The 24,052-nt window shown below is 66.3% G+C and carries 21 protein-coding genes, 3 tRNA genes and 3 pseudogenes; 17 read left to right on the top strand and 10 right to left on the bottom strand.

Annotated elements, in window-relative coordinates; all coding sequences use genetic code 11:
• Window positions 1-108 precede the first annotated feature (108 nt).
• From hpt to tilS, 5 genes are all read right to left on the bottom strand, one after another.
• Complete coding sequence (gene hpt / locus JOE53_RS00665; protein ID WP_204946456.1) at window positions 109-660, bottom strand: hypoxanthine phosphoribosyltransferase; 552 nt, start codon at window positions 658-660, stop codon at window positions 109-111.
• A 38-nt stretch (window positions 661-698) separates the two neighbouring features.
• Window positions 699-1,196 carry a toprim domain-containing protein gene (locus JOE53_RS00660; RefSeq protein ID WP_036285980.1) on the bottom strand — a complete coding sequence of 166 codons (498 nt, stop codon included), beginning with the start codon at window positions 1,194-1,196 and terminating at the stop codon, window positions 699-701.
• Window positions 1,193-2,242 (bottom strand): hypothetical protein, encoded by a 1,050-nt coding sequence (locus JOE53_RS00655; protein ID WP_233449445.1) that lies wholly within the window; start codon window positions 2,240-2,242, stop codon window positions 1,193-1,195. Before JOE53_RS00655 ends, JOE53_RS00660 begins: the two co-directional genes overlap by 4 nt.
• Window positions 2,243-2,618: 376 nt before the next feature.
• Window positions 2,619-2,900: a type VII secretion target gene (locus JOE53_RS00650; protein WP_061682800.1), complete on the bottom strand. Its 282-nt coding sequence runs from the start codon at window positions 2,898-2,900 to the stop codon at window positions 2,619-2,621.
• 114 nt (window positions 2,901-3,014) lie between these two features.
• A complete protein-coding gene (gene tilS / locus JOE53_RS00645; RefSeq protein WP_036285976.1) occupies window positions 3,015-4,016 on the bottom strand; it encodes a tRNA lysidine(34) synthetase TilS in 1,002 nt (333 codons plus the stop codon).
• A 70-nt stretch (window positions 4,017-4,086) separates the two neighbouring features.
• Between tilS and JOE53_RS00640 the strand changes: the two genes are divergently transcribed.
• Window positions 4,087-4,620, top strand: coding sequence for an inorganic diphosphatase (locus JOE53_RS00640; protein ID WP_036285974.1), 534 nt, complete (start codon window positions 4,087-4,089; stop codon window positions 4,618-4,620).
• A 65-nt stretch (window positions 4,621-4,685) separates the two neighbouring features.
• Here the strand turns inward: JOE53_RS00640 and JOE53_RS00635 are convergent, their stop codons facing one another.
• Window positions 4,686-6,089, bottom strand: a complete 1,404-nt coding sequence (locus JOE53_RS00635; RefSeq protein WP_036285972.1) for a peptidoglycan DD-metalloendopeptidase family protein — start codon at window positions 6,087-6,089, stop codon at window positions 4,686-4,688.
• A 271-nt stretch (window positions 6,090-6,360) separates the two neighbouring features.
• On the opposite strand from JOE53_RS00635, the gene JOE53_RS00630 reads away from it, so the two are divergent.
• The 3 genes from JOE53_RS00630 to JOE53_RS00620 all read left to right on the top strand — a co-directional run bounded on the left by JOE53_RS00630 (window position 6,361) and on the right by JOE53_RS00620 (window position 6,688).
• A tRNA-Glu gene (locus JOE53_RS00630) sits at window positions 6,361-6,433 on the top strand.
• Between the two features lie 27 nt (window positions 6,434-6,460).
• A tRNA-Asp gene (locus JOE53_RS00625) sits at window positions 6,461-6,534 on the top strand.
• A gap of 81 nt (window positions 6,535-6,615) precedes the next feature.
• Window positions 6,616-6,688, top strand: a tRNA-Phe gene (locus tag JOE53_RS00620).
• A 239-nt stretch (window positions 6,689-6,927) separates the two neighbouring features.
• Here JOE53_RS00620 and JOE53_RS00615 read toward each other — a convergent pair.
• The gene (locus JOE53_RS00615; protein WP_061682803.1) at window positions 6,928-7,395 is read right to left on the bottom strand and encodes a hypothetical protein; all 468 of its coding nucleotides are present in this window, start codon (window positions 7,393-7,395) and stop codon (window positions 6,928-6,930) included.
• A gap of 322 nt (window positions 7,396-7,717) precedes the next feature.
• Between JOE53_RS00615 and JOE53_RS00610 the strand changes: the two genes are divergently transcribed.
• Together JOE53_RS00610 and JOE53_RS00605 are read left to right on the top strand one after the other, a co-directional pair.
• Window positions 7,718-8,650, top strand: coding sequence for a DNA-methyltransferase (locus JOE53_RS00610; protein WP_061682804.1), 933 nt, complete (start codon window positions 7,718-7,720; stop codon window positions 8,648-8,650).
• A 280-nt stretch (window positions 8,651-8,930) separates the two neighbouring features.
• Entirely contained in the window at window positions 8,931-9,767 is an 837-nt protein-coding gene (locus JOE53_RS00605; protein WP_231860843.1) for a PDDEXK family nuclease, read from the top strand.
• Here the strand turns inward: JOE53_RS00605 and JOE53_RS00600 are convergent.
• From JOE53_RS00600 to JOE53_RS00590, 3 genes and pseudogenes are all read right to left on the bottom strand, one after another.
• Window positions 9,764-10,273 (bottom strand): annotated as a pseudogene (locus tag JOE53_RS00600) (hypothetical protein); the annotation flags it as partial. The gene JOE53_RS00605 and the pseudogene JOE53_RS00600 overlap by 4 nt on opposite strands.
• Before the next feature lie 12 nt (window positions 10,274-10,285).
• Window positions 10,286-10,660, bottom strand: a complete 375-nt coding sequence (locus JOE53_RS00595; RefSeq protein WP_204946455.1) for a hypothetical protein — start codon at window positions 10,658-10,660, stop codon at window positions 10,286-10,288.
• Window positions 10,641-11,720 carry a hypothetical protein gene (locus tag JOE53_RS00590; RefSeq protein ID WP_204946454.1) on the bottom strand — a complete coding sequence of 360 codons (1,080 nt, stop codon included), beginning with the start codon at window positions 11,718-11,720 and terminating at the stop codon, window positions 10,641-10,643. The genes JOE53_RS00595 and JOE53_RS00590 overlap by 20 nt, the downstream gene beginning before the upstream one ends.
• On the opposite strand from JOE53_RS00590, the pseudogene JOE53_RS14605 reads away from it, so the two are divergent.
• The 11 genes and pseudogenes from JOE53_RS14605 to JOE53_RS00540 form a co-directional block, all read left to right on the top strand.
• Window positions 11,719-12,003, top strand: a pseudogene (locus tag JOE53_RS14605) (transposase); the annotation flags it as partial. The gene JOE53_RS00590 and the pseudogene JOE53_RS14605 sit on opposite strands and share 2 nt — an antisense overlap.
• Window positions 12,004-12,053: 50 nt before the next feature.
• Window positions 12,054-13,205, top strand: a complete 1,152-nt coding sequence (locus tag JOE53_RS00585; RefSeq protein WP_204946453.1) for an IS30 family transposase — start codon at window positions 12,054-12,056, stop codon at window positions 13,203-13,205.
• 56 nt (window positions 13,206-13,261) lie between these two features.
• A complete protein-coding gene (locus JOE53_RS00580) occupies window positions 13,262-14,194 on the top strand; it encodes an IS3 family transposase (RefSeq protein WP_204948146.1) in 933 nt (310 codons plus the stop codon).
• An 843-nt stretch (window positions 14,195-15,037) separates the two neighbouring features.
• Window positions 15,038-15,721 (top strand): hypothetical protein, encoded by a 684-nt coding sequence (locus JOE53_RS00575; RefSeq protein ID WP_051498741.1) that lies wholly within the window; start codon window positions 15,038-15,040, stop codon window positions 15,719-15,721.
• Between the two features lie 50 nt (window positions 15,722-15,771).
• Window positions 15,772-16,386, top strand: a complete 615-nt coding sequence (locus JOE53_RS00570) for a type IV toxin-antitoxin system AbiEi family antitoxin domain-containing protein (RefSeq protein ID WP_061681006.1) — start codon at window positions 15,772-15,774, stop codon at window positions 16,384-16,386.
• A 357-nt stretch (window positions 16,387-16,743) separates the two neighbouring features.
• Window positions 16,744-17,894 (top strand): IS3 family transposase gene (locus JOE53_RS00565; RefSeq protein WP_204948145.1). Its coding sequence is split into 2 segments (ribosomal slippage): window positions 16,744-17,014 and window positions 17,014-17,894, totalling 1,152 coding nucleotides; the frame shifts between segments, so codons are not numbered across the junction.
• Window positions 17,895-17,907: 13 nt separating this feature from the next.
• Window positions 17,908-18,825: pseudogene (locus tag JOE53_RS00560) on the top strand (IS256 family transposase); the annotation flags it as partial.
• A gap of 537 nt (window positions 18,826-19,362) precedes the next feature.
• Window positions 19,363-20,889, top strand: a complete 1,527-nt coding sequence (locus JOE53_RS00555; protein WP_204946452.1) for a sugar transferase — start codon at window positions 19,363-19,365, stop codon at window positions 20,887-20,889.
• Complete coding sequence (locus JOE53_RS00550) at window positions 20,889-22,037, top strand: DUF1972 domain-containing protein (protein ID WP_061681013.1); 1,149 nt, start codon at window positions 20,889-20,891, stop codon at window positions 22,035-22,037. Before JOE53_RS00555 ends, JOE53_RS00550 begins: the two co-directional genes overlap by 1 nt.
• A complete protein-coding gene (locus JOE53_RS00545) occupies window positions 22,034-23,158 on the top strand; it encodes a Gfo/Idh/MocA family protein (RefSeq protein WP_061681014.1) in 1,125 nt (374 codons plus the stop codon). Before JOE53_RS00550 ends, JOE53_RS00545 begins: the two co-directional genes overlap by 4 nt.
• A complete protein-coding gene (locus JOE53_RS00540; protein WP_197461851.1) occupies window positions 23,155-24,051 on the top strand; it encodes a hypothetical protein in 897 nt (298 codons plus the stop codon). Before JOE53_RS00545 ends, JOE53_RS00540 begins: the two co-directional genes overlap by 4 nt.
• Window position 24,052: the final 1 nt, after the last annotated feature.

Genomic DNA, 24,052 nt, shown 5'->3' with positions numbered 1-24,052 from the left:
ACCGCGCGGGGACTATGGGGCGTCTGTGCATTCGCCACAGGCGAACCGGGAGCGCCGCGCACCCCCGGTCGTTGAGCGAGCGCAGCGAGTCGAAACGCCCCGCCGGTGTCAGCTGTAGACGTGCGGCGCGAGCACGGCGACGTCGCGGAGGTTGCGGAAGCGCTCGTCGTAGTCGAGGCCGTAGCCGACGACGAAGTCGGTGGGGATGTCGAAGCCGACGTAGCGGCAGTCGATCTCTACCTTGGCCGCTTCGGGCTTGCGCAGCAGCGCCAGGATCTCGATCGATGCCGCACCGCGCGACGCGAAGTTCTCCAGCAGCCAGCTGAGGGTGAGGCCCGAGTCGATGATGTCCTCGACGATCAACACGTGCTTGCCGGTGAGGTCGGTGTCGAGGTCCTTTCGGATCTGCACCACGCCGCTGGACCTGGTACCGGCACCGTAGGACGAGACGGCCATCCAGTCGATGACCACGTCGCGGCGGAGCTTGCGGGAGAAGTCGGCCATCACCATGACGGCGCCCTTCAGCACGCCGATCAGCAGCAGGTCCTTCCCGGCATAGTCGGCCTCGACGCGCTGAGCCAGCTCGCCGAGCTTCTCGTGGATCTGTTCCTCGGTGACGAGGACGGTGGACAACTGGTCAGCGATGTCGGCTGCGCGCATTCCTCGATTTTAGGCGCGCGTCGCTCACCGGTTGGACGCTAGTGATCGCCGCGGACGGTTTGGGGACTCACGATGGCGAGATCGAGGGCTTCGGCCTTGCCGGGAGCCGTGGAATACCACGCGATCTCCACATACCACCCGTCCTTGCGGTAGCCGTCGATCGTTCGCTCGCCGTCGGCGCGGACGTTCTTCTCCGACCAGCCTCCGGCGGTGAGGTGGGCGGCCATGGCCGCCGCCACATCCTTCGCCGCGTTCGCGACGGGAGCGGGGGTGACCGAGCGGTCGACGTTCCACCACGCCGGCGCGTCCGCGTCCTCATGCGACGAGATGTCGGCGCCGAGCGTCATGCGGGAATTCAACGCGCCCGTCGTGCCGGCGAGGGTCGCAGGGATGGTGGCGATCAGCTCGTCACTGAGCTTCTCCGCCTGAGCACGGTAGTCGTCGAGTCGGCTGTGCTGCGGGGGGGACATGCAACCTCCCAAGGAGATGGATGCCGCGACGACCGCGGCCAGGACGAGGAGACGGCGCCTGTTCATTTGACCTCGATATAGTGCGGGCTGTAGTCCGGGCTATCGACTCCATCGATGAACACCGGGCCCGCCCCACTGTAGGTGTTGACGAGGTCGTCGGGGGCGCAGAGCTCGGCTTGGGACCCCGTGATCACGGCCACCATGTTGTCGAATGACGTCGAACCGCGGGTGAAGACCTTGCTGTGACTGTCGATCACGCCCGTACTCTCCATGTCGCCTTTGCCGTGATCGCTCGCATCCACGAACCCCGTCTCCAGCCGCGTCACGGAGGGCGCGTTCAGCGGCGACTGGCCGTGGATGGCATTCCAATCGCCGTTGTTGCCCTGGATCAGGCCGACGACGGCATCGTGTCGAGCCATCATCGAGTAGTGCGGCACGTGGGCCGTGTTCGGACCGGAGGACACGTTCACGGAGTCGACGAACGACGCGAGGCGAGGCGCGAGCTTCTCGGAGTACGACGCCTGCGTCGCTTCGGGAATCGTCTGCGGGAACGCGCCGCCCGCCCACTGGAACACCGCCGAGTCGTAGCCGGACGCCAAGTAGAGGTCCTGCGCGCGACTTTCGGAGAAGTCCGCCATGTTGGCTCCGGTGCCCGGCACCGATACGGCAGTGTGCTTCACCCAGGCCGGGATGTCACCGGTCTGCGGATCGATCGGCCCGTAGTACGACCCGATGGCGGACGACGTAGGGTCGATCTGCTTCTGCAGATCGTCGACTTCGGATCGACGACGCGCGATCTCGTTCTGGATACTGATCCGATTCGCCGTGACACGGTCGCGCAGCGGGATGCCGTCGAGGTTTCCGATCACCAGCGGGTCGGCAGACGTCAGCTTCTCCCGCTGCGCGGGCCTCAGCGCGTTCCAGACCTCGCGGATCGTCTTCGGATCGCCGAGGCTCGCGATGGATGCCGCGGTGAGCGCGCTCAGGTCGCCCGCCCATACCGACGTCGCCGCCGCCAGGCCCCCCGGGAGGCTGCGCGCGGTGCTGTCAGGTAGCCACGATCTGAGAGGTAGATGCTCGACGAGATGACCTGGTCCCACGGGATCGCCCATCCCACGACAGCCTCCGAGGCTTGGTTCATCGCTTCGTGGCGTCGCCGCTGCAACCGGTCATACAAGTCGGACGCCGTCTGCAACCGACGCGCGGCGAGCGCCTTCAAGCCGTCGAGGCTGGATGCGTAGTCGTTGAGGATGCGTGCCGCGTCGAGGCTGGCGGTCGACGCCTCGCTGAAGCGTTGCGTGAGCAGCGACGTGCGCGCGACGAGTGCGCCCGTGGTCTCGGACTTGGTGGAGCCGAGCTCGGCGGAAGCCGACGAGGTGTGCGACGAACGCTCGGTGAGGTCGGAGGAACGGTGTGTGAAGATCTGCGCGAGGCCACGGATGCCGTCGGGATCGCCCTGGGCCGGGTCGCCGTCGATCATGGGCAGGCTCATCGCACCCCTCCGCCTGATCTGCCCTGCGCGAGTGAGGTATCCGCATCGTCGAAGACCTGAGCGGCAGTCGACACGTCAGCCGAAGCCCGCGTCGCCACGTCGACGAGTGCGGCCAGCGCGCCCCTCACGATCGTCTCGACCTCACCGAGCGCCGCTTCGACCGTTGTCGAGCCGCACGCATCGGTGGCGTCGCACGCGCCCGCCACGGGAGTGCTGGCCGAGTTCAGTTGTGTCACAGCGGCACGCAGGTGTTCTTCGTCGACCCTCAGATCGCTCACCGTCGTCTCCGCTCTTTCGTATCCATCTTGTGCGATCCGCGTCCACGCGGCGATGGGGAGAACTGCCCTCGTGGCCTTCAGCCCGACACGCGTGCGTGTATGCCCCGGCGGGGTTCACGCGGATAGCGCTGTGAAGGTCACCCGCGCCCCGCGGCGGTGGGCGCGGCATCCGGGGAGGTCGATCGGGCCCTGGCCACGCCAGTCGGTGACGAGCCGGGCGACCTCAAGGGTCTGGGTGCGGGTGAGGCTCACGCCGAACTCGCTCGCGACGACGTGGCGGATGATGCGGTGACGCAGCGCGGGCGGGTTGGCGGCGAGCGCGGGCACCGACACCGCGATGCCGGCTTCGGCGTGCTCGACGATGTCTTCGATCGTCTCGTCGATCATCTCGGCGAAGGCGGCGGCATCCTCACGCAGCTGATCGCTCGTGCGGGCGAGCGCCTCGGCGACGCCGGGGCCGAGCTCGGCTTCGAGCACGGGCATGACGTCTTGGCGCACGCGAACACGCAGGAACCGGCGGTCGAGATTGTGCGGGTCCTCCCACGGCGGCAGGCCCGCCGCGGTGCAAGCGGCGCGGGTGGTTGCACGGCGCACGTCGAGCAGGGGACGCAGGATGCGGATGCCGTCTTCGACCCGGTCGGGCGACATGCCCCCGAGGCTCGCGGCCCCGGATCCGCGAGCGAGACCCACAAGCACGGTCTCGGCCTGGTCGTCGAGGGTGTGGGCGAGCAGGATCGCTTCGGCCCCGGCATCCTTCGCGGCGGCGAGCAGGGCGGCGCGGCGGGCATCGCGGGCGGCGGCCTCGGGCCCACCCTCCGCACCGACCTCGACGCGGATGACGCGGGCGGGCAGGCCCCGCTCCTCCGCGACGGCGGCCGCGCGGGCGGCGACGCGGTCGGATCCCGCCTGCAGACCGTGGTCGATGATCGCCGCGGATGCCGTGACCCCGGCTTTCGGCGCCTCGAACGCGACCGCGTCGGCGAGCGCGAGCGAGTCGGCGCCGCCGGACAGCCCCACCAGCACGGGACCGGAGACCGTCGCGAGGACGGCGCGCACCGCCCGACGGATCTCGGCGACGGCGGGGTCGAGGCTGGGGCGGTGGTCCACGGCATCCACGCTAGCGACTGCGAGCCTGCCGACTAGGCTGGATGCCGGCATCCACCAGACCCTCCGAAGGAGAACCAGCATGGGCGCATACGACGCCGTCATCGAGATTCCGCGCGGCAGCCGCGTGAAGTACGAGGTCGACCACGGCACCGGCCGGGTGTTCCTGGACCGCGTGCTGTTCACGCCGATGGGCTACCCCGCGAACTACGGCTTCTTCGAGGACACCCTCGGCGAGGACGGCGACCCGCTCGACGTGCTGCTGCTGCTCGATCGCGACCTGTACCCGGGTGTCATGGCCAAGGTGCGCCCGGTCGCCGTGCTGAAGATGCTCGACGAGGCCGGCGGCGACGACAAGGTCGTGGCGGTGCTCGCGAAGGACCCGCGCTGGGCGCACATCCAGGACGTCGACGACCTCGACGAGTGGACCAAGGGCGAGATCGGCCACTTCTTCGAGCACTACAAGGACCTCGAGCCCGGCAAGTGGGTCAAGGTCGACCAGTGGGCCGGCGCCGAAGAGGCCGAGCGCCTGGTCGCCGAGGCGTTCCAGCGCTTCCAGGACGAGGGTGCGCAGACCGCCACCCAGGGTGAGGGCCACGCCCCCAAGACCATCTGAGACCCGGTCTCACACGCGAAGAGCGGATGCCGGTCGGCATCCGCTCTTCTGCGTTGCAGCACTCGTCAGTAGACGTTGATGCCGTGGTCGTAGAGCACGGGTGCCGGGTCGATGCGCACGCCCTGCCAGTAGACCTCGAAGTGCAGGTGGCAGCCGGTCGAGACCCCGGTGTTGCCGACGTACGCGATGACGTCGCCCGCGTTGACCCACTGGCCGTAGCTGACGTTGTAGCCGCCGTCGACGATGTGGGCGTAGCCGGTGATGACGCCGCCGCCGTGGTCGACCTTGACGTAGTTGCCCCAGCCGTCGCCCCAGCCGGCGTAGACGACCCGGCCCGACGCGGCGGCGTAGATCGGCGACCAGCAGGCGGTGGCGAAATCGATGCCGCGGTGCCCGGTGACGCAGCCTCCGGGGCCGCAGATGGTGCCGCGGTTGCCGAACCACGAGCTGATGTAGCCGGATGCCGGGCGCACCCACCCATCCGTGCCGGCGGAACCGCCGCCACCGCCGCCGCCTCCGCCACCACCACCGCCTCCTCCGCCGCCGTTCCCGGCGTTGGCGGCCGCTTCGGCTTCGGCCTGCTTGCGGCGTTCTTCGGCGAGGGCGGCCTGGCGCGCCTCCTCGGCCTTGCGGGCGGCTTCGACGCCGGCCTGGTAGTCGGCGACCGTCTTCGCGGTCTGGTCCTGGAGGGCCGCGAGCTGGGCCTGGAGGGTGCCGAGGTTCTTGTCCTGCTCGGCGAGCGCGGCCTGGGCGGCGGTCGCGGCATCCTGCGCGGCCTGCATCTTCTGCTGCGCCTCCTGCTGGAGGCGGTCGCGCTCGTCGCGGGCGACCCTGGCCTTGTCGCTGAGGCTCTGCGCATTGTTGCGAGCGCTGACCGCGTCGGCGTAGACGCCGCGGTTGGCCGCGACGAGGCGGTCCATCGTGCCGAGCTTGGCGAGCAGGTCGTCGGCGCTGGCCGCGGAGCCGGAGAAGAAGAGCTCCATCGACGGATCGCCGCCGCCGGCGCGGTACTGCTGGGCGGCGAGGCGTCCGAGCTTCTTGGCCGTCTCGGTCGCGCGGGCGGACTCCGCATCGGCTTGACTCTGCAGCGCGGTTGCCTCGTCGGCGGCCTGCTCGAACGCTTCCTGAGCGGCGAGGTACTCGCTCGCGAGCCGCTGCGCTTCGGCCTGCTTCGCCTCGACGTCGGCCTGGAGCGCGGCGATCAGACCCTGGATGCGGGTGACTTCGGCGGCCTTGGCGGCTTCGTTGTTCTTGGCGTTCTGCACGTCGTCCCACGAGGGGTAGTCGGCCGCGAACGCGGAGGGGCTGAACCGCAGTCCGAAGGCACTGACGGCACCGAGGCTGAGGACGCCGAGGCCCGCGAGGCCGAGGGCGGAGCGCCGGCTCATCGGGCCGCGCAGGCCCGCCATTTCTGTGGCGGTCGGCGCGCAGCCGCAGTCTTCCGTCGAAGCGGACTTGTCGGTCTTCACCTCGAACCTCCGTCTTTCACGCGCGTCGACCCCCGCCATCCCGCGATGGCAACACACGTCACACTAACAACATTCGTCACATTCGCCCAGGGGTTTCTCGTGATGAAACCGCTGGGAGACCGGGGTCATTCGGAGGCTCGCACGCGCCGCACCCGCGGCCATCCTCCCCCGCGGAGAGCGCGCGGCACGGCATCCCACGCCCTCGATTTCCGATTTGCTGGATGATCTCTTATGCTTGAGCGTCGGTAAGAATGAGCCTCCGGGTTCGCTCGGCCCCATCGTTTAGCGGCCTAGGACGCCGCCCTTTCACGGCGGTAGCACGGGTTCGAATCCCGTTGGGGTCACTCTCCGACACACAACTGAATACGTATGGCCCTGTAGCGCAGTTGGTTAGCGTGCCGCCCTGTCACGGCGGAGGTCGCGGGTTCAAGTCCCGTCAGGGTCGCTCCGAGCGACGGGCCCTTTTCTTTCGAGATCGAGGGCCCTTCGTGTAGGACGCGGCAGATTCTTCAAGCGGATGCCGCGCGGCTCTGTAGCTCAGTTGGTAGAGCGCACGACTGAAAATCGTGAGGTCACGGGATCGACGCCCGTCGGAGCCACACGGACCGTCGTTACAACGGTCCCAGAAACCCTCGCCTAGCTTCTACATGGCGGGGGTTTTGCTTTGGGCTGGTGGGAGCTGGTTTTTCTGCTCGTCCACCAGGCTCCGATCCCCCGGTCGTTGATCGGGCGCAGCGAGTCGAAACGGGTGCGGCGGATGCCGATTCGCTGGCCTCGTCGGAGGCTTGGGCCGGTCTGGGGCCGGTTGTGTCCCGAAATCGTTTGATCGAGACAGACCCTAGGTCAGCGCAAGTCGGTCGAGCACCTGTCGGTAAGTGTTCACGAAGTGGTCGACGACTGCCTCGACGTCGTCGTCATAAAAGGCGCCAGAGTCGATCCCGTGCAGCTCGTCGAAGCGTAGTTGCCTGCGGACACGCTTGACGTCATGTACCCCCACGCTAAAGTTTGCCCTCGGGTACCCCAGCTTTGCGGAGAACCGCCCCTCAGGGGTCTGACGGTAGACCTTGATGTAGTTCCGATCCGGTGCAGCAAACTCGCACCCCTGCGATTCAAGTTGCGCGCGGAGTTCCTGGAACATCATCGACTTGTCTCCACGAACAAGCGGCCGGGTGCGTGCCCCGAGCCAATCCGCGATACCCGCAACCTCCGAGTCCGATGAGCGCTCCTGTCCGTCGGGAAGGAGGAAGTCGTGGGCAGCGACTTGAGTCGCCATGTCGTAGAGATCATCCTCCGAGGTGTCGACCAACAGTGTGCGGTTCCATCTTCGAGGACTGGCAGCGGCGGTTCGAAGCTCGTGACATCAAGCCGGTCGATTCCAACGCGAAGACCACCCGCGTACGCCGCCCGAAGAAGGCGTGAGCGCCAGCTGTGAGAATCTTCTTTACTCGTTCAAGGCCGGCCTCCGGCCGGCGAGAGTGGATCCCGTGGCGCCCCTGCGGTGCGTCCGGTCCTCGCTCCGCTGCGGTCCGGGCGCTCCTCGTAGCGCCACCGGATCCACTCCCCAACGAACCAGCGAACGCGCGGACCGACCGCGACGCAATGTCCCTTCTCGCCCTTAGGGTTAGGCCATGACCATCGCGCACGACGGCAGAGCCAAGGTAAGCGGCGCGAGCGGGGTCGTCCGAAACGGCGACGCATACGATCTGTTCCCCGAGATTCCCGCAAACTCGGTGGACCTAATCTTGACGTCGCCGCCCTACTGGGGGCTGCGCGACTACGGGCTCGACCATGACCACGAGATTCTCAAGCACTGGGTCGCGGCTGGCAACGATGCGGATGACGCGCCGTCGTACGAGTGGTACCGATCGAATGGCGGAGTTCTCGGCTTGGAACCACGGCCCGAGTGGTTCGTAGCCCATCTAGTGGAGATCTTTCAGCGCGGGGCGCACGCGCTGAAGCCCGGTGGCAGCTTGTGGGTGAATATCGGCGACACGTACTTCGCGCGATGGGCAAGCATTCGCAACGACGGTCGCCAAGGTCTCGGGAACACCGAACGCGCACGGCGCAGAGCACCAGTCGGCGGCTTCCGCCAGGAGAAGCAACTGCTCTTGATCCCCGCGCGTTTTGCGATAGCGATGCAGGACCGGCGCTGGATCCTGCGAAACGACGTCATCTGGAACAAACCGAACGTGCCACCGCGACCAGAACGCGACCGTTTGCGTCTCTCGCACGAGCACTTCTTCCACTTCGTGAAACGTCCAACGTCCGGCCGCGCGAGCTACTACTACGACCTAACCGAGGTTGAAGACGGCGCGCGCGACGTGGTGACGACCAACGTGCGGGCGGGGCAGGATGGCCACTCCGCAACTTTCCCGCGAGACCTCATCCGACCTCGGATCCTCAGTTCATGCCCTCCGGGAGGAACAGTGCTCGACCCCTTCTGCGGAACGGGGCGCACCCTAAGCGTCTCTGTCGAGAGCGGTCGCAACGCGATTGGGTTTGACTTGAACACAAGCTTTGCCGCGGTCGCGGCCTCGAACTCGGGAGACGGGCATCGCTAGGTCGAACGCCGGTGAAGCTGGAAACATCATCGCCGAGTGGTTCGGGCATCGGGTGTATCCCGTAGCGGCGAGTACTTCCGCCGCGAGAGCCGACCAGCGCAACGAATGTTGCCCTTTTCTCAGCGATGTCACCGAGACGCAGGTGACTTGCGTCAAGAGCGCCAAGTCGAAGGGCGGCTCGTCAAGCGGAGTGTCCCGCGGAGTATGCACGATCTCGAGCACCAGCAACGGGCTTCGGCAGGACTGGCTTGCGTGCCCGTTCCGAGCGCTGGACGTCGGGATGCTCGAGGATGCCGCGCGGCGGCTGTTCGAGCTCGATGGTGACCGCCCTGTCCAGCTCATAGCGGCTCCGTCGCTCGCGAATGAAGCGAAGCGGCAACTGTTCCGCCAAGCGCTGCTCGACGGCGAGGCAGGCGTGGCCTACTTCCAGGGCAAGCTCGGCGGGGAGATCAGCGTCCGAGCAACTGAGCGGTCGCCGGAACTCAATTTCGACGCGACCATGGTCGAACTCACGCTGGTCGACGGAGTCCTCCGTGTCGGACGCTATGCGATCTTCGAAATTCAAACGATGGATTTCCACGGCACCTACAAGCGGGCCGTCGACAATATTTCCGCGGCGAGTCATCTTCACAAGGACGACTTTGCAGCTGCTGTGGAGGCACATCCCGACTGGCTGTCGGAGGGCGTTGAAGGTCCGAACATCTCGAACGCCTTCAAGCGCACGTTCTACCAAATGATGTTCAAGTTCCAGATCGGAGCTCACGGCGCTTCGGCCGGCTGCGTCCTCGCTATACCGGAGGCCGTCTGGGGCAGCTGGCAACGATTCCTCGGCAAACCCGAATTGATTCCCGCCGAGGATGGAACGTGGCGCCTACTGGGAACGCCATCGGACGAACGCCCACCGGCCTGGATCTACGTCTTCGATCTCGCAACCCACACTGGCCTCACTCCCAACCCAGTTCAACTGAAGAAAGTGATCGGCACAACTGCCGCAGCGCTCTCCCATTTCGCGCTTGACGTTGCTCCGGAAGCAGCGCTCGAAGCGGGCGGCAGCGTGGACAACCTGCTCGAAACGATCAAGGCACGGCTGATGCGGTTCGACCCCGATATCGTCTAGGTCGGCGAGTTCAAGTTCGAGTCGACCCACGCGAGCGCGGCTGTAGCATCAAACGCCCCATCGCGAAGCCCGACGCCGGCATCTGTCAGGAGCGTCGCGATGTGACCGGTGTCGAGCCCGACCACTCCGCTTGCTGCGAGCAGTCGCAATCCGTCAGCGCTGATTGACCCGGTCGTGAGGAAGAGATAGAAGACGGGATCGCAGACTCTCGGCTCGAATCCCTCGAGTGCGCGTCCGTCATCAGCGACAGCGCCAGTACGTGCAAGTTCCACGGATCCCACGAGCTCGCGGAGGTCGGGCGTCGACACTTGAGTCTTCGAGTAATGCTTCGCCTGTCCGACCATCCATACTTCTAGGCGCCGGTCTGGAGACGGTAGATGAGACGAGATGTCCAGGCGTCCCTCGAGGCTCAATCGACCAAAGAAGTCAATGCCCTGGTCATTGGCCGACACCGTGAGGCGGGGATCCTTGCAACCAAGGAGGGCAAGAATACCGCGGCAACAAGCCTCGAACTGCCGCTAACTCAGTCCCCGAAGAAAGGCGCCATACTCGTCGAAGTCCAGCCGACGGCGCTTGGCATCCGCGATCGGCGTCCCCTCCTCTTCCGGAGGTACAAAGCAACTGCCCTGCAGGTGTTCGTCGGAGGAGCTGTTGAAGGCGAAGCGAGCGAAGGTCCCGGAGGGCGTGGCGACGTCCAGAATGGACTCCAGCTCACGCTTCACGCCTTCTAGCCGCTGTTCTGCAAATTCCGCAGCCTCATCAGGCGTGAATGAATGCTCAATGATCATGACGCCCGCAATGAGGTCGACGACGCGCGTTGGTGGCTCAGCGAGCGAGATCGTTGCCGCGATGTGTTCAGCGACGGCAAGCGATCTAACTCGCTTGCTGCTCACGCGATTCCACGATCTCGGCGATCAGATCACGCAACTCCGCCAACTTTTCGACCTGACCGTCCTCAAGCTGGCGAATCTCGCGGATTCCGAGGTGGTCAAGAGCGGCCAGAGCTGCGTTGATTTTGGACAGCCAGTTGCGTCCAGCGTCCGCCGATTTCACGAGCGCGGAGGCATCGCTGAACGGTTTCTCGAGGTCGAGCAGCGATTGCACCGCGTCTTCGTTATCCAGAATCGTCTTGAGCTCTCGGATCTCTGAGTAAGACGTGATCTTTGGCGGACGCTTGACGCCGGCAGTGTCTGTGTACGGCGACAGCAACGAGTAGAACTTCTCCCGCTCGTCCTCATCCTCAAAGCTCATGCTGCCGTCTTCCCATGAAAGCCAGGTACGAACCTTGGGGCTGACGAGCGCCTCGTGAAAAAGTGGGTACAGCTCGCTAGTGACGTGGTCGGAATACTCCTCACTCGCTCGCATCTGCTCCATGGCCTCAAACGCGCGGTACCGCCGATTGATCTCCACGGCCGAAAGGCCGAGACGCGAGCCCACATCCTGCGCGGAGAGCGAGTGCTCTTTTCGCAGCTCGTGCACAAGCTGCGCACTCTGGTAGCCGCCCCACTCCTTGACGCCGCCAACGTGGCGAATGCCCATAATGGCGAGATATGCGCTCTCGTCGTCAGACTCCAAGACCACGACTGGCACGGCATCAAAAACCTCGAGTACTTGCTCGGGAAGATCGATCCCTGCCTCGTGGTCGGACTTCAGCCATCTGAGAGATGCCAAGCGGCGATTACCCTCTAGGACGACGAAGAGCTCCGGGGCGGCGACGGGTTCGACAACGTCGCCCTCAGTAGGCACTGGGTCGACCACGCTTGCTTGCCCGCTTAGCTTCCGAACAACGATGCGCTCGACAGGCACGAAGCCGTTCGACATGATCGACTGCTTCAGTTCGGTGAGCCCGTCAGCTTTCAATCGCGCAAACGCCGCGTTCTGAACTCCGTCCTCCGAGAACTGACTCGCCCCGGCGTGTCCGGAGACAGGATTCCTTGGAAGGATCTGTCTCATGGGACGTCCCAGTAAGTACCCGCGCGAGCTTCGTGAGCGCGCTGCCCGTATGGTCGCCGAGGTGCGATCCGACTATCCGAGCGAGTACGCCGCGATGACCGCTGTCGCGCAGATGCTCGGCGTCGGGTCGCCAGAAACGATCCGCACCTGGATCCGCAGGCAGCAGGTCGACGCGGGCGACCGGCCCGGAGTCACGACCGACGCCGCGGTGGAGATCAAGCGACTAAAGCGGGAGAACGCGGAACTGCGGCGGGCGAACGAGATCTTGAAGGCGGCCTCGGTGAACTCAACCCGTCAGCGCAACACCATCGATGATCATCTCGGAGGTGTGGCGTGGCGAAGATCGGGAGACCGGGTTTACCGTCGGATCGGCGGCAACAGGTGTGGGAGCTGTGGAAGGCGGGAGCGTCGATCAGTGAGATCTCTCGAACGGTGGGGTCACCGCCGGGATCGATCTTCTCGATCCTGTTGCCGTTCGGCGGCTTCTACCAAGCGCCGCAGCGCCGTCGGGCGGGGACGCTGACCCTCGAGGAGCGTGAGGAGATTTCCCGGGGTCTCGCGGCAGATGAGTCGTATCGTGCGATCGGGCGCCGGCTCGGTCGGCCCGCGTCGACGATCAGTCGGGAGGTGGCCAAGAACAAGGGACCGCGACGATATCGCGCTGTCGATGCCGACGATCGTGCCTGGCGCCGTGCGCGGCGTCCGCAGAGATGCGCACTTGCCCGCAACCCGGTGCTGCGTGGTTACGTCGCCGCTCGCCTTCGGGAAGACTGGTCGCCCGAGCAGATCGCCGGGGCGCTGCGGAAGCGTCACCCGGCGGGGAGCGGGATGCGGGTGTCGCACGAGACGATCTACAAGTCCCTGTTCGTGCAGTCCCGCGGCGTTCTCGCGAAAGAGCTGCAGAAGCATCTGCGATCCGGGCGGCCGATCCGCCGCAGTGTTCACAACAACGTCACCGGGCAATGGCGATCCCAGATCAAAGACGCCGTCTCCATCTCCGAGCGCCCTGCCGAAGCCGAAGATCGCGCGATCCCGGGGCATTGGGAAGGTGATCTTTTGATGGGGCGGCACTGGAGCCAGATCGCGACTGTCGTCGAGCGCGCGACACGATTCACGGTGCTCGTCCAGATCGACGGCCGCGACATGGAGTCCGTCACAGCGGGCCTCTCGCGTGAGATGAACCTGCTCCCCGAGCAGCTGCGCCGATCGCTGACCTGGGATCGCGGGATGGAACTCGCCGACCATAAGACCGTCACGCGCAACACCGGCCTCGACGTCTACTTCGCCGACCCCCGCAGCCCCTGGCAGCGCGGAACGAACGAGAACACGAACCGGCTGCTACGTCAGTACTTCCCCAAGGGCGTCAGCATGAAAGACCTCACCCAGACCGACCTCGACACCGTCGCCGCGCGCCTGAACTCCAGACCGCGGAAGACCCTCGACTTCGACACCCCAGCCGATAGGCTCCAAGCACTGTTGCGCTGACGGGTTGAGTTCACCTCGGCTTTCTTCGCGGCCGAACTCGACCGGCCACACAAGCGATAGTCGGCTTCATCGACGCGCACAAGGACCGCGCCGACGGAGGGCTCCGATGGGGTGTCGAGTCGATCTGCGCCGTGCTCACCCAGCACGGCGTGAAGATCGCCCCATCGACCTACTACGACGCGAGAGATCGCGGTCCGTCACCGCGGATCGTGTCGGACGAGAGGTGGAAGCCGATCATCCTGACCACGTGGCAGACGCACCGGAAGGTGCTCGGGGCCCGGAAGCTCTGGCTGCGGTTGCGTCGCGACGGGCACGACATCGCCCGCTGCACGGTCGAACGCCTCATGCGCGAGCTCGGGATCGCCGGTGTCGTCCGCGGGAAACGGAAGCGTCCCGTGGATGCGGATCTGCGGGAGACCAGGCCCGCCGACCTCGTCGACCGGCACTTCGCCCGGTTCCGCACGAACCAGCTCTGGGTCGCCGACTTCACCTACGTCTGGACGTGGTCCGGATGGGTCTACGTCGCGTTCGTGTTCGACGCGCACTCCCGCCGCATCATCGGGTGGAGAGCGGCGACCTCGATGACAACTCCGCTCGTGCTCGACTGCCTCGACATGGCTCTGTTCACCCGCCGCCGCGAAGGCGTCACCGGGTTCGCCGGGCTCACGCACCACACCGACGCCGGCAGCGTCTACACCTCGATTGCCTTCACGGACCGGCTCGTCGACGAAGGCATCGACCCCTCGGTCGGGTCCGTCGGCGACGCCTACGACAACTCCCTCGCGGAATCGCAGATCGGGCTCTACAAGTCCGAGCTCATCCACCACGACGGGCCCTGGCGCGACATCGACCAGGTCGAGGCGGCAACCGCGTCCTGGGTGCTGTGGTTCAACACGGAACGCACCCACGGCTCCATCGACGACCTCACACCCCTTGAGGTCGAGCAGCTCGACTACGCTCGCAACGAACCGGTCGGAAAAGCCGGCTGACACCAGTAAAACGCTCTCCGGACACGCCGGGGCGAGTCAAACCGCGCTTCGGCAACTCTGCGGACGGCAGCGTCACCCTGGAAGCGGAAGTTGTTTGGATCCAGAAGAATTTGAGAGAGCGGTAGCGTTCTCGGTTCGTAAGTAGTCATTCGGTCCTCAGCTCAGTCGGCCGTATCAGTGTGCCAGGAGCGGAGGCCTCCGCGTGTCGGCGAGGTGCTCCGGGCCGGTCTCGGGCCGGGAGCCCGGCTGAAATCATCCGCGACCAGCCACCACCAACGAGCACAACTTCCGCAGAATCACGCGGCAAACGAGCGCTCGTGAGCACCCACAAACCCGGCGCATACAACTGAAAATCGTGAGGTCACGGGATCGACGCCCGTCGGAGCCACACGGACCGTCGTTATAACGGTCCCAGAAACCCTCGCCTAGCTTCTACATGGCGGGGGTTTTGCTTTGCCCTGTTCAAGGGCGGTTTTCGCCTCCCGTCGCGGGAGGAACGGAGCAAGACGAAACGCGCCTCCTCTCTCCGGTCGTTGAACGAGCGGAGAGAGACGAAACGGGCTCTTCGGAGACGTTGTGCCGGTTTTGTGCCGGTTACGGCGCCTTTCGACGCGGCGAACACGACGCATCGGCACCTTCCAATCTGCCTCGAGCTGCGAAGATGCCCCGGGCGGCGGACGAGATCTCCCCAGTACCCGAGTAGGCTCCCGATGACGTCGTCACGCGAAGCGCCCGCAGGGTCGGGAGCCTACTCGGGTACTGGCAAGACGAAACCCCGGCGATGTGGCTGAGCCAGTGATCGTTCCGGGGTCTTCGTGTACAAGCATACGATCAGGATCCTGAATGTCAACCGAACGAGCCGCCCTGAGCGCTGAGGACTATGAATCGCTCCTCCCGCTTGTGACTGCCGAGCGGCTGGGCTCGTACTCCCGAGCAACAGATGGCGGCACCGCAGCCGCCTTCGCTCTCTATGAGTGGAACATGCGCGCAGCTGCGAGCGTGATGGAGCTCACCTCGATGGTCGAAGTGATCGCCCGTAACGCCCTCGACACGCAGTTGCGCAGTTGGGCGACCCGCAAGCACGGCCACCCGTCTTGGCTTGATGTCGTGCCGGTCGATCAGCAAGGACGCAAGGACATTCAGCATGCCCGAGATCGAGCGACCCACCGGGGACGCCGGCCGGAAGTTCATGGGCGCGTCATCGCCGAGCTTTCGCTGGGGTTCTGGCGGTACCTGGTCGAATCGCGCTATCTGACCTCGCTTTGGGTGCCTTCGACGCACGCCGCGTTCGCTCACGGACATCCCGACCTCCGCACCAGGCAACGCGACGTCGCGTTCCGGATGCAGCAGCTCAACTTCGTCAGGAACCGCGCCGCCCATCATGAGCCCATCCATCAGCGTGATCTCCGACGCGATTTGGGACTCGCCCTCGACCTCGCGCAATGGATCTCGCCAACCGCGGGCGAATGGGTCGAGAACACGACGTCACTCCCCGCTGTTCTCGCCGAGCGCCCGAGTTTCTCATAGTCTTCGCATCCAGTACAGCTTTTGTCCTCGATTCGGGGTACAAATGCCGTATGGCCAGTTCGACCATTGCAAAGCTCGGCGCGATCGCCGCTGAGCGCTGGGGGATGGTCACGACAGCGCAGGCGGCCGAAGTCGGGGTGTCTCGCAAGACCCTCTCGAATCTCGCGGCCTCTGGTGCCCTCGAGCGTGTCGCGCAAGGCGTCTACCGGATGGCCGGTGCACCGACGGGCATGCTTGAGGTCGACACCATCAGGATCCACTGGCTCGCTCTCGGCGGCACGGCATCCGTGATCGCATCGGGAAAGTCGGCAGCGGCGCTGCACGAGATCGGGGACTGGCTCCCTGGAGCATCCGAGTTCGTCGCCGCCACTCGACGGACCACGAGGATCAACGGGGTTCGAATCCGTGTCCGATCACTGGCAGCCGAAGACATCGTGTTCGTCGACGGTATGCCGTCCATGAGCGTCGAGCGGACGATCGCGGACCTCATCGAATCGCGGGAAGACCTATCACTCGTGTCCGATGCCGTCGCGCAGGCGATTCAACGAGGGATTCTGCTGCGTCCGAATCGCCTGAAGGAGATGCTCGAACCGCTTGCCCGCCGATACCGAGAGCCGTCGGGGGCCGCGCTCATGGATGGACTCAGTGAAGCGGTGCCAAGCTAGGCCGCGTTTCGGAGGCCAGGCGGGTTCACTCGAACCGCGACGACGACGTAAGTGGAGTCCCGCATAGTGGTGTAGCGCGCGGTGACCAAGCTCGTCGTTCACGACGTGAGCGCGGTCACCGTGTGATCCTTCGAGGAAACTCTCACATCCCACTCGAACGGAATCATCACGATGACCGCACCTCATATTGTCGACCCTGCGAGCGTGCTCGCTGAAGCCCTGTCCGATGCGTCGCCGGATCTGATGCGCAGCCTGCTGCAGACCATGATCAACGTGGGCTGACCCCGTTTCGTAGGCCCAGTTGTTATGAGAGTCGTCCTGTTGCCCGCGGTCGCGGGCAGGGAGACTGGTCAGATCATGACGAACAGCAGGAAGCGTCACACCCCGGAGCAGGTCGTCCGTAAGCTCGCGCAGGCCGACAGGATGCTCGCCGACGGTCAGAACGTCGCGGCGGTGTGCCGGGAGCTCGGGGTGTCCGAGCAGACGTACTACCGGTGGCGGAACCAGTACGGCGGCCTCAAGGCCGACGACGCAAAGCGCCTGAAGGAGCTGGAGAAGCAGAACGCGACCCTGAAGCGTCTGCTCGCGGAAGCGGAGCTGGAGAAGGCCGCGCTCAAGGAGCTGGCTGAGGGAAACTTCTAAGCCCGGACAGGCGCCGCGCCGCCGTCGATCACCTCAAGCGCAAGCTGTGGGTGAGCGAACGGATGGCGTGCCGTCTGGTCGGGCTGAGCCGCTCCGCGTATCGGCGACCGCTCAAGGGCGACACGGCCTTGGACCCGGATCGGGCGTTCAGGGAGTGGCTGCGCGCCTGGACGAAGGACCATCCCCGCTACGGGTATCGGCGGGCGTACCATGACGCCCGCGCCGAGGGGTGGGTGGTGAACCACAAGAAGATCCAACGCCTGTGGCGTGACGAAGGGCTCCGGGTCCCGCAGCGGCGTCGACGCAAGCGCGTCGGGTCCTCGACCGTCGACGCGCCGACGGCGGACGCGCCGAACGTGGTGTGGGCGGTGGACTTTCAGTTCGACGCCGACGAGCACGGCCGACCGATCAAGATCTGCTCGATCGTCGACGAACACACCCGGGAGTGCATCGGCGGCCTCGTGGAGCGCTCGATTACCGCCGACCGCCTCACCGCCCACCTCGAGGACCTCGTCGCCGCCCGGGGCGCCCCGGCGGTGCTCAGGTCGGACAACGGGCCGGAGTTCATCAGCGAGGCGATGGCCGACTGGGCCGGCACCCGCACCGGCCTGTCCTACATCCCTCCGGGCTCGCCGTGGCGCAACGGGTACGTCGAGTCGTTCAACAGCCGGATCCGCGACGAGTGTCTCAACATCAACAGCTTCTACTCGCTGCTGCACGCGCAGGTCATCATCGGCGACTGGAAGGACGAGTACAACCACCACCGCCGGCACTCCTCGCTCGGCTACCTACCCCCAGCCGAGTACGCTCGACAGTGCACCCATCAAATGGAAACCGACGACTCACAAAACGTCCGGACCGAATGAAGGGGGCGGCTCAAACGCGCTGCTGTCCGCCGACGTGGACGCCGTCGTCGGCGCCGAATGGGGCAAGCCCAGCGCTGACCGTGTCGCGCAACGCAACGGGTACCGGCACCGCGACCTCGACACCCGGGTCGGGACCGTCGACGTCGCGATCCCGAAGCTGCGGCAGGGGACGTACTTCCCGGACTGGTTGCTGGAGCGCCGCAAACGTGCCGAGACGGCGATGATCACCGTCGTCGCGGACTGCTACCTCGCCGGTGTCTCCACCCGACGGATGGACAAGCTGGTCAAGACCCTCGGGATCCACTCGCTGTCCAAGTCCCAGGTCTCGCGGATGGCGGCCGAGCTCGACGAGCACGTCGACCAGTTCCGGCGCCGGCCCTTGGGCGATGCCGGCCCATTCACGTTCGCCGCCGCCGACGCGCTCACCATGAAGGTCCGCGAAGGCGGGCGTGTCACCAACGGCGTCGTGCTCGTCGCGACCGGGGTCAACGCCGACGGGCGCCGCGAAGTCCTCGGCCTGCGCGTCGCGACCAGTGAGACGGGAGCGGCCTGGAACAGCTACTTCGCCGACCGGCTCCTGGACTATGTCGACGACAAGCTCCCCGACGCGCACGAGCACCTCGACAACGCCCGAGCAGACATCCTCGCGTTCGCCGGGTTCCCCGAGGGCCTCTGGCAGCAGATCTGGTCCAACAACCCCAACGAGAGACTCAACCGCGAGATCCGCCGCCGCACCGACAGCGTCGGCATCTTCCCCAACCGCGACGCGATCATCCGCCTCGTCGGCGCGGTCCTTGCCGAGCAGACCGACGAATGGGCCGAAGGCCGCCGCTACCTCGGCCTCGACGTCCTCGCCAAAAGCAGACTCACCCTCATCGCCGACACCGACATCGAGGAGGTGACCGACACCACCCTCGAACTCAGCGCCTAACCCCTCAGATCGAAGGACCAAGCGCTACACCACTGCCGGGGACTTGACCAGCGAGCGCAGCGAGTCGAAATACCTCGCGACCGCCTCTCATCGGAGGCACCCCGGGGCCTTTGAGCCGGTCTGCGGCCGGTCGCAGCAAGGAAGTGCGGAGACCCCGGCGGGCCGGCGTTCGACGCCGAGCGGATGACGCAGATCTGGGATGCCGCGCCGCGCGTGGCCGCGCAGCGACGGGCAGCCGTCGTCGACGCACTTGGGGTAGGGCAATTCGACTCGGCGCGCGGCGCGGCGCCCAACGACCGAGAAATGCTCGAGGGACGGCATCCGTCCACAGGCTGAATACTCGCGGTGGCGCTCGACGCGATTCGCGGGGTAGAGTCGCCCACGACGCACGCGTGACAGCCGGGGGGTTGGTCCGCAGGAGACGGGGGTCTTCGCGTCGTCTTACTGGGGGTGGACGGATTTCGATTCGTCCGTCGGTTTGCTGGGGGGCAAAATGCCGACTGCATTGCAGCGTTCGTCCGTGCTGGGGATCACACGATGAGCGCGCTTCACGACGCCACGGGCATCGCGACGACCGGGTTCGTTTCCCCGTTCCCGACCATCGCGTCCCGGGCGTCCGCGGCCGCACCACCGTCGCGCGCTCTCGAGCGCCGGCAGTCGTGGGAACGCCGCTACCGCTGGATCCTGCGCACGAGCGACGCCGCCGCGGTCGCCTTCACGTGCGCAGTGGCCTCGGTGGCCTCGATCGGCGCGGTGAGCGGTCCGCTCGCCGTCGCCGATCCTGGCCTCGTCTTCCAGATCGCCGCCGCGACGGCCGTGATCTGGCTCCTGATGCTCTCCGCCTTCGCAACGCGAGACGTCAAGCTCATCGGCTCGGGCGCCGCCGAGTACACCCGCATGATCCACGCGACCGGGTTCGCGTTCGGTCTTCTCGCCATGATCGATGTGGCCATCGACGTCGACGGCATCCGCGCGCAGCTCTTCGTCGCGCTGCCGCTCGGCATCGGCGTCCTGCTGTTCGAGCGCTGGCTCTGGCGCCGTTGGCTCATCCGCCGTCGACTCGCGGGCGCGTACACGACGCGCGCGGTCGTGGTCGGCGAGCGCGCAGACGTCGAGTACGTGATCCGCTCGATCGCCGACCCCGGCCTGGGCTACCAGGTGGTCGGCGCCTCGCTGCGCGGGGACGACCTCGACAGCCTGCGCGTCGGCGACGCCATCTACCCGGCGATGCGCACGCACAGCGTGGCCGAAGCAGCCGCAGCACTCGACGCCGACACGATCATCATCGCCAGCCGCGGAGACGAAGGCGCCGACGAGATCAAGCACCTCGCCTGGCAGCTGGAGAACACGGCCGCAGAACTGGTGATCTCCAGCCGCGTCTCCGATGTCGCCGGGCCGCGCATGTCGCTGCGGCCCGTCGAGGGGCTGCCACTCATCCACGTCGAGATCGCCTCGTTCACCGGCCGCGCCTACCTCGCCAAGCGCGCACTCGACATCGCGGTCGCTTCGATCGCACTCCTTTTCTTCGCGCCGATCGCGGCGGTCATCGCCATCGCGATCAAGCTCGACTCGCCCGGTCCGCTGTTCTTTCCCCAAGCACGGGTCGGGCGTGACGGCCACGAGTTCCGGATGATCAAATTCCGCTCGATGGCCGTGGATGCCGAGGAGCGGCGCGCCGCGCTGCTCGCGGCCAATGAGGGCGCGGGCCCGCTGTTCAAGATGCACGACGACCCTCGGATCACCCGCGTGGGCCGGATCCTGCGGAAGTACTCGCTCGACGAGGTTCCCCAGTTCTGGAACGTGCTGGTCGGCGACATGAGTGTCGTTGGCCCGCGCCCTCCCCTTCCGAGCGAAGTCGCCACCTACGACGACGACGTCTTCCGTCGCCTCTACATCAAGCCGGGCATCACCGGCCCCTGGCAGGTCGGAGGACGCAGCGACCTCAGCTGGGAGGAGAGCGTGCGGCTGGACCTGCGGTACGTGGAGAACTGGACGGTGATGACGGACATCGTCCTCATGTGGCGCACGGTGCGCGTCATGCTGCGACCGGACGGAGCGTACTGATGACACGCACGGTCCGCATTCTCGGCACGCACGGCGTCCCCGCCGCCTACGGCGGGTTCGAGACTGCCGCACAGCATGTCGCGATGTACCTGCGCGATCGTGGCTGGAACGTCGTGGTCTACTGCCAGCTCGACGGCGACGGCGACATCACCTCGGATCGCTGGAACGGGATCGAACGGGTGCTCGTTCCGGAACCGCGCGAAGGCTGGAAGGGCACGTCCCACTTCGACCTCGTCTCGATCCGCCACGCCACCGCACACCACCGCGAGGGTGATGTGTGGTTGACCTTCGGATACAACACGGGCGTCCTCGACGTCATGCCGCGCCTTCGCGGCATCCCGAACGTGATCAACATGGACGGGATGGAGTGGACCCGCCGACGCTGGGGGCTCGCCAAACAGGCCATCCTCCTGGGCAACGAGCGTCTCGCCGGTCTCGTCGGTGACGTGCTCATCGGCGATCACCCCGTCATCTCCGCGTATCTGCGGCGTCACTTCGGCGCACGGCGCGTGCAGACCATCACCTACGGCGCACCGGAGGTCATCAGCGCACCCGTCGCGCCGGTCTCCGACCTCGCTCTCGCCCCCGACGCGTACGGCATCGTCGTCTGCCGGCCGATTCCGGAGAACTCCGTGCTCGAGATCGTGACCGCCTGGTCGGCACGCCACCGCGGGATGCCGCTCGTCGTAGTCGGGCCGTACACCGACACCGACCCGTACCACCTCGCCGTCCGCTCCGCCGCCTCGGACGAGGTGCGCTTCCCCGGTGCGATCTTCGACGCGGATCGGCTCGCCGCGTTGCGCCTGCACGCGGCTGTCTACGTGCACGGGCACACCGTGGGCGGCACGAATCCGTCGCTGGTGGAAGCGATGGGCGCGGGCAACGCGGTCATCGCCCACGACAACCGCTACAACAGCTGGGTCGCCGGACCCGACAACGCGTACTTCCGCGACGCCGACGATCTCGCAGTCCTGCTCGACGAGCTCCTGCCGAACGCCGAGCGGCTGCATCGGATGGGCGAGGCCAGTCGAACTCGGTACCGCGAAGAGTTCACCTGGGAGCACATCGGCGCCCAGTACGAGCACGCACTGCTCACGGCGCTCGCGCGCCACGGCCATGTTTCACAACGAACGGAGGTGCTGGTGTGATCGATGTCGCCGTCGTGGGCCTCGGCAAAATGGGGCTCTCTCACCTGTCCATGATCAAGGCGCACCCGGAGGTCAATCTCGTCGGTGTGTGCGACGCCACCGGCTATCTGCTCGACATCCTGTCGAAGTACACCGGGGTGGCGACCTATAAAGACCTCGGCAAGATGCTCGACGAGGCGGCGCCCGAAGCCATCATCGTCGCGACGCCGACGCATCTGCACGCCGGGATGATCCGTGAGGCGTTTCGCCGCGGCATCCACGTGTTCTGCGAGAAGCCGTTGGTCATCGATCCCGCCGAGAGCGTCGAGCTCGCCGCCCTCGCCGAGGAGAAGGGCATCGTCACGCAGGTCGGCTACCACAACCGCTTCGTCGGCGCGTTCCGCGAAGTGCAGCGGCTGCTCGAACTCGGCGCGATCGGCACGGTCGAGACCGCGCTCGCCGAAGCGTACGGGCCGGTGGTGCTGAAGCCGGCCGGACGCACCTGGCGCAGCCAGCGTGCCACCGGCGGGGGCTGCCTCTACGACTATGCGGCGCACCCGCTCAACCTGCTCACGTGGTACCTGGGCGAGCCGGAGTCGGTCAGCGGCAGCCAGCTGACGAGCATCTTCTCGGCGCAGATCGACGATGCCGTCGCGGCGACGCTGCACTACCCGCAGGGCACCGCGCAGATCATCGCGAACTGGTCGGACGAGTCGCAGCGCAAGATGACGACCAAGATCACCCTGTGGGGTGAGCACGGGCGCATCCACGCGGACCGGCAGGAGATTCAGGTGTACCTGCGCGACACCGCTGAGATCCCGGAGGGCTATCGCGCGGGCTGGAACGTCCGCTACACCACCGACCTCACCGAAGCGCCGTGGTTCTACCTACGCGGCGAGGAGTACAGTGCGCAACTCGATGCCTTCGTCTGGCGTGCGCGCTCTCGTGCCGTCCACGGCCAGAACGACTTCGGTTCCGCCGCGGCGACCGACCGCGTCATCGCGATGATCAGCGAAGACGCCACCCGCGTCGACGCGCGACTCGCGGCATCCGGCCACACCGCGACCATCACCCCGCTCGCGCCGCGCCGCGCGAGCCGATTCGGCACGGCACTGCGCGCCCTGCGAGGAGGAGCACGATGACTCTCATCACCCCGTCCACCCGGACGATGGACCGCCTGCTGTTCGGCGACAACCAGTTCTTCGGCGTCAACCACATGTCCGAGGAGAAGGCGCGTGCCCAGCAGATGCGCTTCCAGGACACCGACGCGATCATGTCGGTGCTGGACGCCGCCTACGACGAGGGCGTCCACACGTTCATGTGCACGACGCACGACCGCATCGGTGAGATCGCCGACCGGGTACGCGCGGATCCTGACCGGTACGACCAGATGACGTTCTTCCCCTGCATGCCGTACGCACACAAGTACGCCAATGCGGTCACCGACGACGGGTTCCTCGGCGCGGTGCGACGCTTCCTGCCGGAAGAGGGGCTGCTGGATTCCATCGCGCGGGGCGCGTCGTCGTTCGCGCGCAAGGACATCGAGGGCGTCGCCACGCTGCTGATCGACGCCGAGCTCAAGATGTTCTCGGGCCTGGCGACGCCGGTGATCTGGCTGCAGAACGTGATCGTCGATCTGCTGTCGGGCCTGGGCTTCACCGATGCCTTCCGCATCTTCGCGGACCATGTTCGAAAGCGCTACAACGCCGAGCCGGGCTTCATCACCATGAACCTGCCGCGACTGCTCGACGATCTCGACCGCGCCGGCGTGGAGAACCCGATCGTCTGCTCCAACATCAACAAGCTCGGTTTCCGCATGTCCGGCGGCGTGGACAGCTACCTCGACGCGATGCAGAAGCGCCCGTTCCGCGCCGTCGCGATGTCGGTCTTCGCCAGTGGTGCGATCTCGCCGCGCGAAGCGATCGAATGGGTCACCGCGCTACCCAACCTCGAAGCGATCGTCTTCGGCGCCTCAAGCCGGGCCAACATCGCCTCGACGGTGAGCCTGGTCGACGAGTACTGGCCGGAGCACTGAG

Origin of the sequence: Microbacterium laevaniformans, assembly GCF_016907555.1 — a bacterium.
Classification (GTDB): Bacteria; Actinomycetota; Actinomycetes; order Actinomycetales; family Microbacteriaceae; genus Microbacterium; species Microbacterium laevaniformans.
Note: the sequence above shows the minus strand (reverse complement) of the source record. Positions and strands in the feature narration are given on the sequence as shown.